This window comes from Rhizobium sp. X9, assembly GCF_018873185.1.
GTDB lineage: Bacteria > Pseudomonadota > Alphaproteobacteria > Rhizobiales > Rhizobiaceae > Agrobacterium > Agrobacterium oryzihabitans.
In genome coordinates this window covers 699,224-712,313 of sequence record NZ_CP071311.1, presented here as the reverse complement: position 1 = coordinate 712,313, position 13,090 = coordinate 699,224, and the positions used below count along the sequence as shown (strand labels likewise).

16 protein-coding genes are annotated in these 13,090 nt (G+C 63.6%); 3 read left to right on the top strand and 13 right to left on the bottom strand.

Going from position 1 to position 13,090, the window contains the following annotated elements; genetic code table 11:
• Positions 1 to 128: 128 nt before the first annotated feature.
• The 10 genes from JZY08_RS03490 to JZY08_RS03445 all read right to left on the bottom strand — a co-directional run bounded on the left by JZY08_RS03490 (position 129) and on the right by JZY08_RS03445 (position 10,035).
• A complete protein-coding gene (locus JZY08_RS03490) occupies positions 129 to 557 on the bottom strand; it encodes a lipA protein (protein ID WP_003497058.1) in 429 nt (142 codons plus the stop codon).
• Positions 558 to 661: 104 nt separating this feature from the next.
• A complete protein-coding gene (locus JZY08_RS03485; protein ID WP_137037329.1) occupies positions 662 to 2,062 on the bottom strand; it encodes a HAMP domain-containing sensor histidine kinase in 1,401 nt (466 codons plus the stop codon).
• Positions 2,052 to 2,723, bottom strand: a complete 672-nt coding sequence (locus JZY08_RS03480) for a response regulator transcription factor (RefSeq protein ID WP_003497063.1) — start codon at positions 2,721 to 2,723, stop codon at positions 2,052 to 2,054. Before JZY08_RS03480 ends, JZY08_RS03485 begins: the two co-directional genes overlap by 11 nt.
• A gap of 93 nt (positions 2,724 to 2,816) precedes the next feature.
• The gene (locus JZY08_RS03475) at positions 2,817 to 3,071 is read right to left on the bottom strand and encodes a hypothetical protein (protein ID WP_003497070.1); all 255 of its coding nucleotides are present in this window, start codon (positions 3,069 to 3,071) and stop codon (positions 2,817 to 2,819) included.
• Positions 3,072 to 3,210: 139 nt separating this feature from the next.
• On the bottom strand, positions 3,211 to 3,417 hold the full coding sequence (locus JZY08_RS03470; RefSeq protein ID WP_003497071.1) for a hypothetical protein: 207 nt from the start codon (positions 3,415 to 3,417) through the stop codon (positions 3,211 to 3,213).
• Between the two features lie 34 nt (positions 3,418 to 3,451).
• Positions 3,452 to 7,255, bottom strand: coding sequence for a glycoside hydrolase/phage tail family protein (locus JZY08_RS03465; RefSeq protein WP_216331010.1), 3,804 nt, complete (start codon positions 7,253 to 7,255; stop codon positions 3,452 to 3,454).
• An 18-nt stretch (positions 7,256 to 7,273) separates the two neighbouring features.
• Positions 7,274 to 7,708 (bottom strand): NlpC/P60 family protein, encoded by a 435-nt coding sequence (locus JZY08_RS03460; protein ID WP_216331009.1) that lies wholly within the window; start codon positions 7,706 to 7,708, stop codon positions 7,274 to 7,276.
• On the bottom strand, positions 7,705 to 8,589 hold the full coding sequence (locus tag JZY08_RS03455) for a DUF2163 domain-containing protein (RefSeq protein ID WP_216331008.1): 885 nt from the start codon (positions 8,587 to 8,589) through the stop codon (positions 7,705 to 7,707). The genes JZY08_RS03460 and JZY08_RS03455 overlap by 4 nt, the downstream gene beginning before the upstream one ends.
• On the bottom strand, positions 8,586 to 9,224 hold the full coding sequence (locus JZY08_RS03450) for a TIGR02217 family protein (RefSeq protein ID WP_216331007.1): 639 nt from the start codon (positions 9,222 to 9,224) through the stop codon (positions 8,586 to 8,588). The genes JZY08_RS03455 and JZY08_RS03450 overlap by 4 nt, the downstream gene beginning before the upstream one ends.
• 229 nt (positions 9,225 to 9,453) lie before the next feature.
• Positions 9,454 to 10,035, bottom strand: a complete 582-nt coding sequence (locus tag JZY08_RS03445) for a phage tail tape measure protein (RefSeq protein ID WP_216331006.1) — start codon at positions 10,033 to 10,035, stop codon at positions 9,454 to 9,456.
• Between the two features lie 113 nt (positions 10,036 to 10,148).
• Here JZY08_RS03445 and JZY08_RS03440 point away from each other — a divergent pair, with 113 nt between their 5' ends.
• Positions 10,149 to 10,376, top strand: a complete 228-nt coding sequence (locus JZY08_RS03440; RefSeq protein WP_216331005.1) for a DUF4160 domain-containing protein — start codon at positions 10,149 to 10,151, stop codon at positions 10,374 to 10,376.
• A complete protein-coding gene (locus JZY08_RS03435) occupies positions 10,369 to 10,773 on the top strand; it encodes a DUF2442 domain-containing protein (RefSeq protein ID WP_216331004.1) in 405 nt (134 codons plus the stop codon). The genes JZY08_RS03440 and JZY08_RS03435 overlap by 8 nt, the downstream gene beginning before the upstream one ends.
• Positions 10,774 to 10,778: 5 nt before the next feature.
• On the opposite strand, the gene JZY08_RS03430 is transcribed toward JZY08_RS03435, so the two are convergent.
• From JZY08_RS03430 to JZY08_RS03420, 3 genes are read right to left on the bottom strand one after another with little or no spacing between them, the layout of a single operon-like run.
• Positions 10,779 to 11,000, bottom strand: coding sequence for a rcc01693 family protein (locus JZY08_RS03430; RefSeq protein ID WP_035242735.1), 222 nt, complete (start codon positions 10,998 to 11,000; stop codon positions 10,779 to 10,781).
• Positions 10,997 to 11,356, bottom strand: a complete 360-nt coding sequence (locus tag JZY08_RS03425; RefSeq protein ID WP_216331003.1) for a gene transfer agent family protein — start codon at positions 11,354 to 11,356, stop codon at positions 10,997 to 10,999. The genes JZY08_RS03430 and JZY08_RS03425 overlap by 4 nt, the downstream gene beginning before the upstream one ends.
• Positions 11,356 to 11,763, bottom strand: coding sequence for a phage major tail protein, TP901-1 family (locus JZY08_RS03420; protein WP_003497085.1), 408 nt, complete (start codon positions 11,761 to 11,763; stop codon positions 11,356 to 11,358). Before JZY08_RS03420 ends, JZY08_RS03425 begins: the two co-directional genes overlap by 1 nt.
• 122 nt (positions 11,764 to 11,885) lie before the next feature.
• Here JZY08_RS03420 and JZY08_RS03415 point away from each other — a divergent pair, with 122 nt between their 5' ends.
• Positions 11,886 to 13,085, top strand: a complete 1,200-nt coding sequence (locus JZY08_RS03415; RefSeq protein WP_216331002.1) for an MFS transporter — start codon at positions 11,886 to 11,888, stop codon at positions 13,083 to 13,085.
• Positions 13,086 to 13,090 lie beyond the last annotated feature (5 nt).

Below are 13,090 nucleotides of genomic sequence, written 5' to 3'. Positions count from 1 at the left end.
AAACATGAAGCGCGGCAATGACGTGAATTTGAGACATCACGCCGCACCGCCGGCACATTCTGGCTGTGCGGCCATGCCTCTTCCTGTCATTGCGCGGGGTTCGCCACCTTGATTTACGTCAAAGTGATTTAGGTCAGGGGAGACCAGCTTCCATCGGCATTACGGCAGGCCGCGCCGCGCACCCTGGTTTCGCGCCCGTCAACCGTCAGGCTGTGGGAATATTGCCGGCAATTCTGGTTGCCGACCTGATAGGGCGCATTGGCGACCACCTGGCCCTTGGCGTCATCGCCGGTCCAGGATACCGGCGTGCCGACCGGGGCCGTTTCCAGCGCCTTGTATTCGGCTTCCAGCGCCTTGGTCTGGTCGCCCCTGTCGAGTTGCACGCCGCTTCGCCCGACAATGCCACCCTCAAGATTGGCAAGGAAAGGCGTCGAAGGCTGCGACGATCGGCCGAACAGGCCGCCGCCCGACGGGCGGGTGCCCGTGGTGGTGCAGGCGCTCAGCATCGAAACGCACAGGATAGAGAGAAGTGCCGGGCGCGACACCAGCGAACGCATCGTCACGGAGCGACAGCCATCATACACGTCAACCAAACCCTGTCCTCTTCCTACCGCATCGCACCTAATATGCTACCATTGAATTTCTTGCTTTTTTTCTTGCCTCACGCAAGCTCTTTCGAGAGGCCCGGCAAAATCAGATCGGCTTTCAGCCCACCGATGCCGCTGCGCGACAGCGAAAAGCGACCATGGTACTCTGACACCACCTCAGAAACGATGGAAAGTCCCAGTCCGGTGCCCGGCCGGCTTTCGTCAAGCCGTCTGCCGCGCTTCATCGCTTCGCTGATCTGTTCCGGCTCAAGCCCCGGCCCGTCATCCTCCACCGTCAGTTCCACCCAGGAACGACGGGCGATTTCCGCATCGGAGGACGGGTGGGTGCCGGTCGCAAGCGTGACGACCACGCGCGTCTGGGCAAAACGGGCGGCATTTTCGAGAAGATTGCCGACGACCTCTTCCAGATCCTGCTGCTCCATGCCGAGGACGGCGCCGGGCTGCTCGAAATTCAGCACGAACTGCTTGTCGGGGTTCAGGCGGCGCATCACGCGCACCAACCGTTCCAGCGCCGGTTCCGCTTCCACGCGGGCAAGGATCGAGCCGCGCTGGGCGGCGATGCGGGCGCGGGAGAGATAGGATTGCACCTGCGCCTGCATGGCATCCGCCTGCGCGCGCACCAGATCGCCATGCTGCGGTTCCAGCGTGCGGGCCTCGTTCAGAAGGACGGCGATCGGCGTTTTCAGCGAATGCGCGAGATTGCCGACCTGCATACGCGCGCGCTCCACAAGCCGGCGGTTGCTGTCGATCAGCGCGTTCACCTCATTGGCGAGCGGCTGAATTTCGCGCGGGAATTCGCCTTCGAGGCTTTCCGCCTCACCACCCCTGATCTTGCCGAGCGCGAGGCGAGCCTGATCGAGCGGTCGCAGACTATAGAGAATGGCCAAACCGTTGACCACGAGACTGCCGACACCGAAGACGGCAAGCGCCAGATAAAGGCTGTTGGAGAAATCGCGCACATCGTCTTCCACGACATTCAGATTGCCGGAGACGCGAAACCGCGCCGCGCGGCCCTCGCCATCCAGCACGACTTCCGTTTCGGCGACACGCACCTTGTTGCCCGCCTCATCGGTGACGGCGTAAAAGCGCTCATATCTGTTATCGAAGGGAGCGTCGAGAATGCTCGGCACCGGCAAGGAGGACACGCCGAGCGAGGAGGACACCAGCGGTGCGGTCTGGAAATTGCCGAGCGGCTCCACCACCCAGTACCAGCCGGTATCGGGCTGCGAAAACCTGAGATCGCCCAGCTGCGGGCTGCCGGCAAGCGTATTCTCGTTGGAAATCGTCACGGAATTGATGACGTTGTAAAGCTGGGCGCGCAGCAGATCGGTGAAGCTGCGCTCCACGCCCTGCCGGTAGAGCGTCGAAATCACGACGGCGATTACCACCAGCGCCAGCGCCGACCAGGCGGAGGCGAGCAGCAGAACGCGGGCGGTAAGAGAGTTACTTCGCATCTGCCGGCGCTTGCATCCGGTAACCGAGACCACGGATCGTCTCGATCAGATCAACCCCGAGCTTCTTGCGCAGACGTCCGACAAACACCTCGATCGTGTTGGAATCCCGGTCGAAATCCTGGTCGTACATATGCTCGACCAGTTCCGTGCGCGAGACGACCTCGCCCATGTGATGCATGAGATAGGACAGGAGCCGGAACTCGTGCGAGGTGAGCTTCAGCGTCGTGCCGTTGACGGTCGCCTTGGAGGATTTCGTATCGAGCCTGACCGGACCGCAGACGAGTTCGGAAGACGCATGGCCGGCGGCGCGGCGGATGAGCGCGCGCACGCGGGCGAGAACCTCTTCGACATGGAAGGGCTTGGTCACGTAATCGTCGGCACCGGCATCGATGCCCGCCACCTTGTCGCTCCAGCGGTCGCGGGCGGTCAGGATGAGGACCGGCATGGCCTTGCCCGCCGCGCGCCATTTCTCGACGACGGTGATACCGTCCATCTGCGGCAGGCCGATATCGAGAACGATCGCGTCATAGGGCTCGGTATCGCCGAGATAATGCCCTTCCTCGCCGTCGAATGCCTGATCGACAACATAACCGGCCTCTTTCAGAGCATCGGTCAGCTGACGATTGAGATTGGCATCGTCCTCAACCACGAGAATACGCATTGTCCGCCCTTTCCTTCGTCCCGGCCCGCGCGCGTCGCCGGTCATGCTAATTATCTCGGATTGTTTTCCGATATTTCGGCGATGCGGGCAAGGCTACATCGGCACGCGCATCGTCACCTTGCGCGGGCGCTCGCCATTGCCCTGGACGAGAACGGTCACGACACAGGACTGACCATCGCCGGAGGGATAGACAGAAAGAAGCTGGCCACCGGTTTCGCGCACGACACGTGCTACGGCTGCGCCGCAATCGCTGGCAGCCAGGATGTAATGGCCCTGCAAATCAGCCTCGGGCGCCGTGAAACCGGAGAGCCCGGCTGCAAGCGTCGCGATGATGAGAGGTGATGCCATTGAACAAACTTCCACAGAAAACCGGGTGCGTCTCGAACCCTATTGTGACCGAATATGTAGCGCAAAGCGTCTGAATGGCAAATGAATGCCGCCCCCGACGCCACGACGCACGGCGGGAACGGCATGGGCACGGGCGCTGTCAGTGGATGGCGCGGGTTGCTGAAAGGCGGCCGTAAAGCGCGATCAGGCCGCCAATTCCGCCCGCAACCGTCACCAGCCCTTCCGCGAGCTCACCCTGCAGGCCGGCAGGCAGGTTAAGGCCGGCGATGCTGAAAAGCGGTGCGAAAACCGCAATCAGCGCGCCCCAGATCGTGCGCGATTGATACCATGGCTTGGTACTCTCCATAATCTCGTCCTTTGCGTTGTTTTTCAGGTGGTTGTCAGAGCGGGAGAAGGGCTTGCGCCGCCACTCCCGAGGGCACCGCGCGGCCAAGCTGGCGGACACGCACGGAAATGTGATCCCGCAAGGTCGGGAAATCTGTGAGTTCGGCTGCCGCAGAGTATAGCCAGAAGGGTTCGGAGACCTCCGCTGCGCGTCTAACGGCCCCGCTATCGAGTACTTCCACGCGGTAGCGCTCGAACGGTTCGTCCAGCGGTATGTCGGTGGCATCCCAGGCATCGGCCTCCATTCTGCCCCGGCGGATCCAGCGCAGCAGAATGCCATCCCTGCGCCGCTCGCCGAAAAGATGCACCGGCGCAAGCGGCGTTTCAGCCCGCAGACCACCCTCGAAGGCAAAAGGCCCGGCAGGCGCGCCCGCCCTCCCCGCTGCCTCGGCAATCCAGTTCAGCCGCTTGCCGCGTTCGCTTGCGGCAAGGCCGAGCGGCTGCACGGCCGCATCCAGCACCACGACCGGGCTTCCCGCGGGCGTACCCGCTGCCAGCGTATCGTCCGTGCCGCCAAGCCCACGCAGCAAAGTTGAAAGCCGCCAGCGCGAAGGTGCGATTTCCTCCGCCCGTGCAAAAGCGGCGATCTCCCACACGCCGTTTGCAGCCTTGAGCGCGATCCGGTTCTCACCGTTCAGCACCGAAAGTTCCGGAGCCGAGGAAAGCTCGCCGAAGGGCAGATCGATCAGGATGGTGTTTTTGCGGTCGAAACGGCCGATGGGACCGGGCATCAGCGGCATCGCCAGCGCCCCGATCATCGCGGGCCGATCCAGCACCGCGCGCTGCCGGTAACCTTCCGTGCCGGGCGATGCGGAAACGATGATTGGACGCCAGGGTCTTGCAAGGACGGCGATCCGCGCCGAATCCTCCGGCGCGATGCCGTCATGGCGCGGCAGATCGAGAAACAGCACTTCCGGGGCGAAACCTTCCGCACCGCTCGCGCCGTTTGTTCGCCGCTCATCCGCAGCGCCCGCGAAAACAGAGAGGGCGGCGGAAAACGCGCGTGCCTCGACCTGCCGCACAGCGCCATCCTCGATCCGGCTGACCAGAAACCGCCCCGCCAAAGCTTCCGGAAAAGCGTCCTGCGGCAGGCGGATACAATCGCCGGGTTCGAGAACGACATCTCCTGGCGGCAGCGCAAAACGCAAAGTGCGCCGGGCCTGCCGATTGTCGCGCAACACGGCATCAACCGCTGCTTCCGCCGTTTCCGCCGGCAGGGCCGCGTTGAGGTCCAGCCGCACGACGCGGCTACCGGCATTGTCAACGCGGCGCGAACGTACGCTTGCCTGCTCGTAATCGAGCGCTGGATTGAACGAGGTCAGCACGGCTTCAGCGGCAAAATCGCTGTCATGGCCGCGATTTTCAGACCATAGCGGCTCGTCGTCCAGATCGGCAAGCACGGGAACGTCGTGGACAGGCAGGACCGCCGTATTGCGGGAGCGGAAACGCAGGGTTCCGCCATCTTCCGCCACATCCACCTGAAACGCCGCCATCAGCGGCTCCAGGAGGTTGCGGGCGGAGGTGACATCGCCCTGCACATAGCCGGTCAGATCGCCGCTGACGGCCGAGACATCGAAGCCGGAAAAGCCATGGTCCGTCAAAATCGCAGCCATGGCATCGGCAAGTGTGGCCGTGCCCAGCCGGCCGTTCAGCCAGTGGCCGGTGCGCCAGTTGACGCCATCGCTCCAGGCCGCGCCATTCTGCGGAAAGGCGGGAAAGGGCCGCGCATCCCAGGTCCACAGGTAGACCCGGTTCTGGTCCACCATCGCCACATCGCCCTCGCCCGTCCAATGGTCGAGATGCGCCTCCAGAAACCGCCGCTGCTGGCTGTCGGCGCGGCGTCTGCGGGAAAAATAGGGAAAGGCGTTTTCCGCCGATTTCGGATCGGGAAACACATTCGGGCGCGTCGCACTCTTGTCCACCGCCGGGCAGCCGAGTTCGGTGAACCAGACCGGCTTCGAGCCGGGCACCCATGCGGTCGGCGTCAATTTCTCCGCACCCCGCACCCGGTCAAAATGGGCATTCTGCCACCAGCTCCTGATGTCCTTGTAGCGGAACACCCATGGCTTTCCCTTCAACCCATCGGTGATGGGCGTGCGCCGCCGCGCCGCGCGGTCCGCGTCACCGGCGTAAAACCAGTCGAAGCCCTCGCCCGCCGTTATCGCACGGCGGAAGGCGGCGGCATCGTCCGGGCCGGTCATGCCATCAGGATTGCCGTTTGCAGCATCCTCGTCGCGCCAGTCGGAGAGCGGCATGTAATTGTCAATGCCGATGGCATCGATATCCGGGCTTGCCCAGAGCGGATCGAGGTTGAAGAACACGTCACCCGAACCATCGGCGGGCTGATAACCGAAATATTCGCTCCAGTCGGCACCATAGGTCAGTTTCGTGACTGGCCCGACGAGGGCGCGCACATCCGCCGCCAGCCCCACCAGTTCCTCCACGAAAGGAAAGGCGTCGTTGCGGTCGCGCAGGCTTGTCAGCCCGCGAAGCTCCGAGCCGATCAGGAAGACATCTACCCCGCCTGCCTGCGCCACCAGCGCCGCATAATGCAGCACCATGCGGCGATACCCTTCAGTACGGTTGCAGAAGGCGGAAATCTCCGCACGCACGCCGTCGCCACGGTCGGGAGAACCGGCTCTGCCGGGTGCGGGAAAACAGGTGATGCGTCCGCGCCAGCCATAAGCGTCCTGCTCGCCTTTGCCATAGGGGTCCGGCAGGCCGTTGCCAGCGGGTACATCCATCATCACGAAGGGATAAAGGCAGACCTTCAGACCACGCGCCTTGAGGTCGGCTATCGCCTGCACAACACTTTGATCATCCGGCGTGCCGCCATAGGCGGGACCACCCCCGTGGTGGCTGACGAGATGCACTTGCCCGCGTGAAACACCGGCGACGGACCATGGCGCACTTTCCCTGTCGCGACCTGTCACTTCCACGCCCGGCAGAATGCGGCATTCACCCGCCCGCATGTCGGTGCCGAACCAGCTTACCACCAGCGCCACGCTTTGCAGATTGGGGCACAGCGCCTGCAATTCGTCGATCGCGGCCTGCCAGTCGGTCAAGGCGGTCGGGCCGTTGCGGTTCATGATGCGGCTCTCGCCCATGCCGGTACGTTCCGAAACCTGCGCCGTCGCGTAACCGTGTTCCGTGGCACCGGGAATGACGGTGATGGCGCGGATGGCTTCTTCCAGTCGTCCGACCGGCCGCACCACTTCGAACTGCATGAGCGGAATGCGGTTGCCATAGCTGTCAAGCGGCAGGCGTTCGAACACCACATAGGCCAGCCCGCGAAAGGCGGGTGCATTGCCAGCACCCTGTTTTGCCTCGATCAGCGGATCGGGCAATTGCGTCTCGCTGCCGGGATAAAAGCGCATCTCGATGGCGCTCAGGTCCAGCTCCCGCCCATCGGCCCAGACGCGTCGCACCATGGCCGCCTCGCCCTCGCACAGCCCGACGGCAAGATTGGCGAAATAACGATAGGTCTCGACCTTCGGGCCGCGATTGCCCTTGCCGCCGCGACGCTCCACCGCGATGCTTTCCTCGAAACGCGTCGCCCAGATCAGCGTGCCGCCGATCCTCGCCGTGCCGTAAAGCCGGTTGATCGCGGCACCTTCGTCCGCACCCGGAATACGTGCCGTCGAAAGCCGGGCGCCGGACACCGTCCGCCCGTTCGAAAGCAGCGCGCGGTCGACGGCATTGCCCGCCAGCGCGCCGGCCGCGCGGCCGATGATGGCACCCACAGGGCCGAAAACGCCACCGAGTGCTGCACCCGCCGCCTGAAAGAGAATAGTCGCCATGCTCGCCTCGGAAAAATATCAGGGATCGGGAAAACGGAAGACGCCGGCAATGCGCCGCTTCCAGCCGGGCACCAGCGCAGACCGCAGCACCGATGCCTGTTCATAGGCATGGATGAAATGCTGAGGCCCTGCGAAAATGCCGAGATGTTTGGCCGCGGCATCGGCTCGCCATCGAAACAGCAGCAGATCGCCGGGCCTCGCCTCTCCCATATCCGGCACCGCTGAAAAGTAACGTTCCGCCGCCGCCATCAGCCGGTCCTCTCCGCCGCGTTCGGCCCAATCCGGCGCATAGGGCGGCGGCAGTTCCGGTTCCTCGCCGTAAAGCGCACGCCAGATGCCCCTGACGAGACCCAGGCAATCGCAGCCGACGCCCTGCAACGATGCTTGATGCCGATAGGGCGTACCGATCCATCCTTCAGCCAGCGCCAGCACTCTTTCTCCGGTGCTTTTCATGGAAACAGCGCCTTGCCGTCATGGCTCTGGCCGCCGCTGGCGTAGGAATAGGCGAAATCCGCCCCCGGCAGATGTGGAAAGCCGCGAAAATTCAAAGAATTGGCGAATTTCGCCTTGCAGGTCGGAAAACTCTTGTCGCAGCCGGCGATGACTGAAAAAGCGTCACCCGGCAACGGCGACTGTTCCGGAGCCAGCCAGAAGGACAGACGCGTGCCGCCATCGCGCTTCTCATGCCCGTCGAGATCGAAACTCTTACCGGTGAGCCCACCGGTCAGAAACCGCAACTTTCCCCGGCTGAAGAAGCCTTCGGCAAAAGCATCAAGCCCGGTGGCTGAAAGGTTGCCCGCCGCATCCACTCCCGTCACGCTGCCGCTGCCGGTGAACCGCGCCAGATCGGCACCGCAGCGCCGGTCGCCAAGGGCGGCATCACAGCGCCGGCCATAGACCCTGCCCTGCGGCTGCGAAAGACGGTGCGCGATGCTGCGCAGTTCAGCGCGAAACGCACCGCCCGCCCGCGTCACCTCGCCGATCTCGCGCATGTTCAGCAACACATGCTGTTCCGGCGCCTGCCAGTTGACGAGGAAAAGCTCCACCTTCGCACCATCGAAACGCCCGGCTGCCAGCTCGCTTTCGGAAATGACCTCGCTCGAAAAGCCCCCCGTCACCTCGCCCGCACTCGCGCCCAGCCCCGTTTCGCTGTCGCTGTCGCTGGCCCCGAAACCGCTTGTGGCGAGGTAGGTCACACCGGCGAAGGAAAGGGCCTCGTCATGGTCGGTAAAACCGATCGCCGCGCCGTCCTTCAACGTCACCTTCCAGCAATGGCAGGTGGTTGTGGCGTCGCCACGCAAATGCTCGGCAAGGGCGGGAGGAACAATCTTCATGGCAGGATTTCCATCAGCGGAATGGAGGGAATGCGGCCCGCCTCGAAGGCGGTCAGGTTCACGTCGATGCGGTCGATCGCAAACCGCACCGGCACGTCGAATTCGAAACCGGCGCGGATCGCCGAACCGGCTGTCGGCGCCCGACCGGCGCGAAACGTCACCATGCCGGTCGCATGATCGACAGAAAAATCCGCCGGCAGTGCTTTCACCCCATCAACGGAGAGGATGACCGAAGCCTCGACCGGTTTCTGCACCCGCCGGCTGAAGGATCCACCCGCATCGGCATAGGTCTTCACCAGCTGAAAGTCCGCCGTCACCCCGTCGCCGGTGCCAATCCTCTGATCGGTCGCGGCGGGCGCCGCGCCCGGCGGGCAGGATTTGAAATCCACCGGATCGCGAAACCGGAAGCCGTAAAGCTCCCCGCGCCGCGCCTCGAAAAAGGAAAGCACCTCGTAAAGATCGGCAACGGAGCGGATGCCCGATCCCGCATCATAGGCGCGCCTGGCATTCTTCCAGCGCTGGTTGCGGTTCTCCCGCCCGTTGGAAAGGTTGACGATATCGGTTCGCCTCACCGGCCCGCCGCTCACGCCGAGCGCCAGCCGCAGCGGAAACCGCACTTCATGAAATGCCGCCATGTCGTTGTTCCTGGATTCTTTTTGATGATCTGGGAAAGATGGAAGGATGACGCTCGACACAAAGGTCGGGCAGGTGCGTCATTCGCTCTCCCTCATCCCTGTGCCTGTCACAGGGGATCCAGCCAGCCCACGTCTTTGGGCTGAGAAGAGTCTTTTCGCCGCGCAGACGCGCGTCGGCTGGATTCCTGTGACAGGCACAGGAATGAGGGTGGAGGGGAGATGCAGCATGTCACAATCCCCGCTGGCCCCGCCCGACGCTGCGGGCGAGCATCGCGGCGATCTGGCCTTCGCTTTTCCTGAAGCTCGCCGCATCCGTCGCCGTCACGTTGAAAACGATCTGCGCGCCACCGCCACCGGCCGGTGCGGCGACACCGAGAGCCCCATCCGAACCGCGCTTCAGCGGCAGGATCGCCTCCGCGCCCGCCTCCCCCATCAGGCCAAGCCCTGCCCCCATCGGAAAGAAGGCCGGGCTGGAAACCACGCCGCCATCGGCAAAAGGCGTGATGCTTCGTCCCGGCACGCCGCCGTCGGCAAAGGCGAAGAGCGAGCCGCCACCGTTCAAAAGCCCGCCGACAGCATTGCCGATCATGTTCTCCAGCGGCTTCAGACCGGCGGAAAGCGCCATGCCGGACAGCCGTTCCCCGAGCCCGCGCAACACATCATCCAGCCCTTTGCCGCCCGTCACCGCCGCCTGCATTGCGGAGGTCAGCGCCGTCCCGAACCGCTCGGAGCGCCGCTCGAGATCACCCATCACATCCACCAGCGCTTCCGCCTGCTCACGGTTTTCCGCAATCGATCCTTCGCCTGCCATCGCGCTTGCCTTTCTGATTCAACTGAGGAATGCATGATGCTGAAACGGCTTCGAAAAACGGGCCACTTCATCGCACACTCTTTCAAAACCTAACTTCTTGGGTTATAGTCCTCATGGTCACGGTTCTACGTCAGCACGGGATGCGCTTCGTCATCTACACGGCCGATCACGAGCCGCCGCATGCCCATGTTTATGGCGAGGGTGAAGCGCGCATTGATCTCGTAAACCTCACCGTCATCACGCAGGGCGGCATGTCTGACAGGGATGTCCGGCGCGCTGTCGATATCATCGAGGAAAAGAGGACGCTCTTTCTTGAAACCTGGAGGCACTATCATGGTTGAGGTCAGCGACGCCGAACTGGCCGCCGCCCGCGAGCGCTGGCAACAGGAACGCGCAGAACGCCCCGTTCCGGTTTCGGTGCGTTTCGAAGCGGCATCGGCCCGTGTCATCGTCGATTTCACCAATGGCGCCTGTTTCATGTTTCCGGCGCGGGCGCTGGAAGGACTGCAAAGTGCCACGGCAGAACAGCTTGCCGAGGTCGAGCTTCTCGGCGAGACAGGACTGCACTGGGAAAGCCTCGATATCGACTACGCGATTAGCGGGTTGATGAACGGCATCTTCGGCAGCCGGTCTTTCATGGAGGCGCAGCGTAAAGGCGGGCAATCCCGTTCGGTGGCCAAGGCTGCCGCCAGCCGTGTCAATGGCGCAAAAGGCGGGCGCCCGCGAAAGGTGCCCTGACCTGCTTACCCATCCGGAAACCGCCGCATCATCGTCTCCATCGCCAGACGGTCGATGGTGCGGGAAATGGCGCGCGCACCGCCCGTCATTGCAAAAAACTCCCTTGGCGTCAGGCGCCAGAAGGTTTCGGAGGAAAGCCGCAGCAGGCATAAGCCGGTGTGTATCACCGCCTCCCAGGGAAACGGGCGTGGTGCGCCATCGTCCGCCTCACCTGCCGCGGCGCTCAAGGGTCCGGCGGGGTCTCTCCTCTTCGGCCGGCGAAGGTTGCGGTCAGAAGATCGGCGACGATGGCGGCGTGGCCGGCGATGCCGCCCTCCACGGTGGCTGAGGCCACATCCTCATCGGAAAACAGGTTGCCCGCACCGCGCAGCCCCGCGCCGATGACACGGATCATGTCGGCGGCCTTCATGCGCCCGCCTGCAAAACGTTCGGCAAGAGCGGTGAGATCATCAGCCTGAAAGGCGGTTTCGAGTTCGGCGAGGGCGCCGAGCGTCAGGCAGAGGATGCGCCTTTCGCCGTCGATCAGCGCCTCGATCTCGCCGCGATGGCGGTTCGCGCGCCCGTAACGCAGTCCTTGCGGCATCACAGCGCTCCGAAGTTCAGGAGACCGGCCGATTCCAGCGCAGTCTCGAATTGCACCTCGCCATCGTGGCGGCCGGAATATTCGAGCGCGACGATCTGGAACGGTCCGGTGATGGTGCCGAAATCGGGAATGACGATCTGCCACCCCGGAATGCTGCCGGCAAAAAACGCGCCACGCACCAGCGCATCGCTCGCCAGGTCCTTGAAAATGCCCGACGCTGTCAGCGACGCCCGCTGCACGCCGGCGCCGGCCAGAAGCTCGCGCCAGCGCCCGGCACTTTCCCCGTCGGTTATATCCACGGCCTGCGCGTTGAAGGCCAGCCGCTTGGTCCTCAGCCCCGCCACGGTCACGTAGGAACCGGCATTGTTGATCTTCAGCAGCAGGTCCTTGCCCTTCTGCGCCACCATGGTGTTCTCCCTCTCGTGTCGATGAATGCCGTTTCGATGGATGTCGTCTCGATTGATGTTGCCGGGCCGCAAAGGGCCTGCTACCAAAACTATTCCCGCATCTCGCACCCGCGATTTTCATCATGTCCGACGCTGCCCCCTTCACGTCCCGCGCGCGCCTTATCGGCGTGCTTGCGGTTGGGCAGATCGTCAGCTGGGGCAGCGGTTTCGATATGCTTGCCGTGCTCGGGCCACGGATCGGGCAGGAACTGGCCATCGCAAACGAGGTCGTTTTTGCAGGCCTCACCGTCATGATGACAATCAGCGCGCTGTGCGGCCCGTATCTTGGAAGAACGCTCGTGCGCCATGGCGCAGCGCCCGTCCTTGTGGCGGGTTCGTTGCTGTTCACCGCCGGTTTCGTCGTGCTCGCCTTCGCGGGCGGCGTCGTAAGTTACGCCATCGGCTGGGCGGTGATCGGTTTTGCGGCAGCCTGCGGCCTGACGACAGCGGCGCACGCCGCGGTGGTGGAACGGGTCGGTGCGGAAAGCGGCCAGTTGCTGACGCTTCTGATGCTGTTTACCGGGCTTTCTGCGGCGGTTTTCCTACCGCTCACCGCGCTTGTGGCTGAGCACTTCGGCTGGCGCGGCACTCTCATCGCTTACGCCTGTCTGCAACTCTTCGTTCTTCTGCCTCTTTATGTCTTCGTCCTTCCGGGACGCCCGGCCCGTAAAACCGCAAAGTCAGGGGAAGCGACCGCGATTGCGCCATCGCCTGTCGACACAAAACGCGCCTTTTTGCTGCTGGCCGCAATGACGACGATCAGCGCCTTCACGACCTTCGGCCTGTCACCGCTGCTGCCCCTTTTGCTGGTGCAGGCGGGCGCATCGCAATCGCTTGCCGTGCAGCTGGCAGCGGCGCGCAGCGTGCTTGCGATTACGGCGCGCGGGCTCGATTTCCTGCTTGGAAAACACGGCAACCCTTTTGTAACGGCCATGATCGGTTTCTGTCTGCTGCTGCTATCGCTTTTGCTGCTGCTCGCTTTTGCGCCCGCCATGCCCGCTTTCATCGCCTTCATCGTGTTTTTCGGTTTTGGCGCGGGCGTGCTCACCGTCAGCCGGGCCGTGTTGCCGCTGGCGGTGTTTTCACCCGAGCAATATGGCCTCCAGGCAGCGCGCATCTCGCTGCCGCAGAACCTTGCCATTGCCGTGGCTCCCGTCATCTTCACGCTGGCGCTGGATCGTGGCGGGGTATCGGCCATGCTGATTATCGCCTCGGTACTGATCGGCATTTCATTTCTGCTGCTGATCGTCCTGTGGAGAGCCGTGCGCAAGCAGGGTTCGTGAAACAG

Excerpts from the sequence above, each read along its gene's own strand:
- JZY08_RS03490 (WP_003497058.1), bottom strand. The coding sequence starts at position 557 with ATGCGTTCGCTGGTGTCGCGCCCGGCACTTCTCTCTATCCTGTGCGTT.
- JZY08_RS03485 (WP_137037329.1), bottom strand. The coding sequence starts at position 2,062 with ATGCGAAGTAACTCTCTTACCGCCCGCGTTCTGCTGCTCGCCTCCGCC.
- JZY08_RS03480 (WP_003497063.1), bottom strand. The coding sequence starts at position 2,723 with ATGCGTATTCTCGTGGTTGAGGACGATGCCAATCTCAATCGTCAGCTG.
- JZY08_RS03475 (WP_003497070.1), bottom strand. The coding sequence starts at position 3,071 with ATGGCATCACCTCTCATCATCGCGACGCTTGCAGCCGGGCTCTCCGGT.
- JZY08_RS03470 (WP_003497071.1), bottom strand. The coding sequence starts at position 3,417 with ATGGAGAGTACCAAGCCATGGTATCAATCGCGCACGATCTGGGGCGCG.
- JZY08_RS03465 (WP_216331010.1), bottom strand. The coding sequence starts at position 7,255 with ATGGCGACTATTCTCTTTCAGGCGGCGGGTGCAGCACTCGGTGGCGTT.
- JZY08_RS03460 (WP_216331009.1), bottom strand. The coding sequence starts at position 7,708 with ATGAAAAGCACCGGAGAAAGAGTGCTGGCGCTGGCTGAAGGATGGATC.
- JZY08_RS03455 (WP_216331008.1), bottom strand. The coding sequence starts at position 8,589 with ATGAAGATTGTTCCTCCCGCCCTTGCCGAGCATTTGCGTGGCGACGCC.
- JZY08_RS03450 (WP_216331007.1), bottom strand. The coding sequence starts at position 9,224 with ATGGCGGCATTTCATGAAGTGCGGTTTCCGCTGCGGCTGGCGCTCGGC.
- JZY08_RS03445 (WP_216331006.1), bottom strand. The coding sequence starts at position 10,035 with ATGGCAGGCGAAGGATCGATTGCGGAAAACCGTGAGCAGGCGGAAGCG.
- JZY08_RS03440 (WP_216331005.1), top strand. The coding sequence starts at position 10,149 with ATGGTCACGGTTCTACGTCAGCACGGGATGCGCTTCGTCATCTACACG.
- JZY08_RS03435 (WP_216331004.1), top strand. The coding sequence starts at position 10,369 with ATGGTTGAGGTCAGCGACGCCGAACTGGCCGCCGCCCGCGAGCGCTGG.
- JZY08_RS03425 (WP_216331003.1), bottom strand. The coding sequence starts at position 11,356 with ATGCCGCAAGGACTGCGTTACGGGCGCGCGAACCGCCATCGCGGCGAG.
- JZY08_RS03420 (WP_003497085.1), bottom strand. The coding sequence starts at position 11,763 with ATGGTGGCGCAGAAGGGCAAGGACCTGCTGCTGAAGATCAACAATGCC.
- JZY08_RS03415 (WP_216331002.1), top strand. The coding sequence starts at position 11,886 with ATGTCCGACGCTGCCCCCTTCACGTCCCGCGCGCGCCTTATCGGCGTG.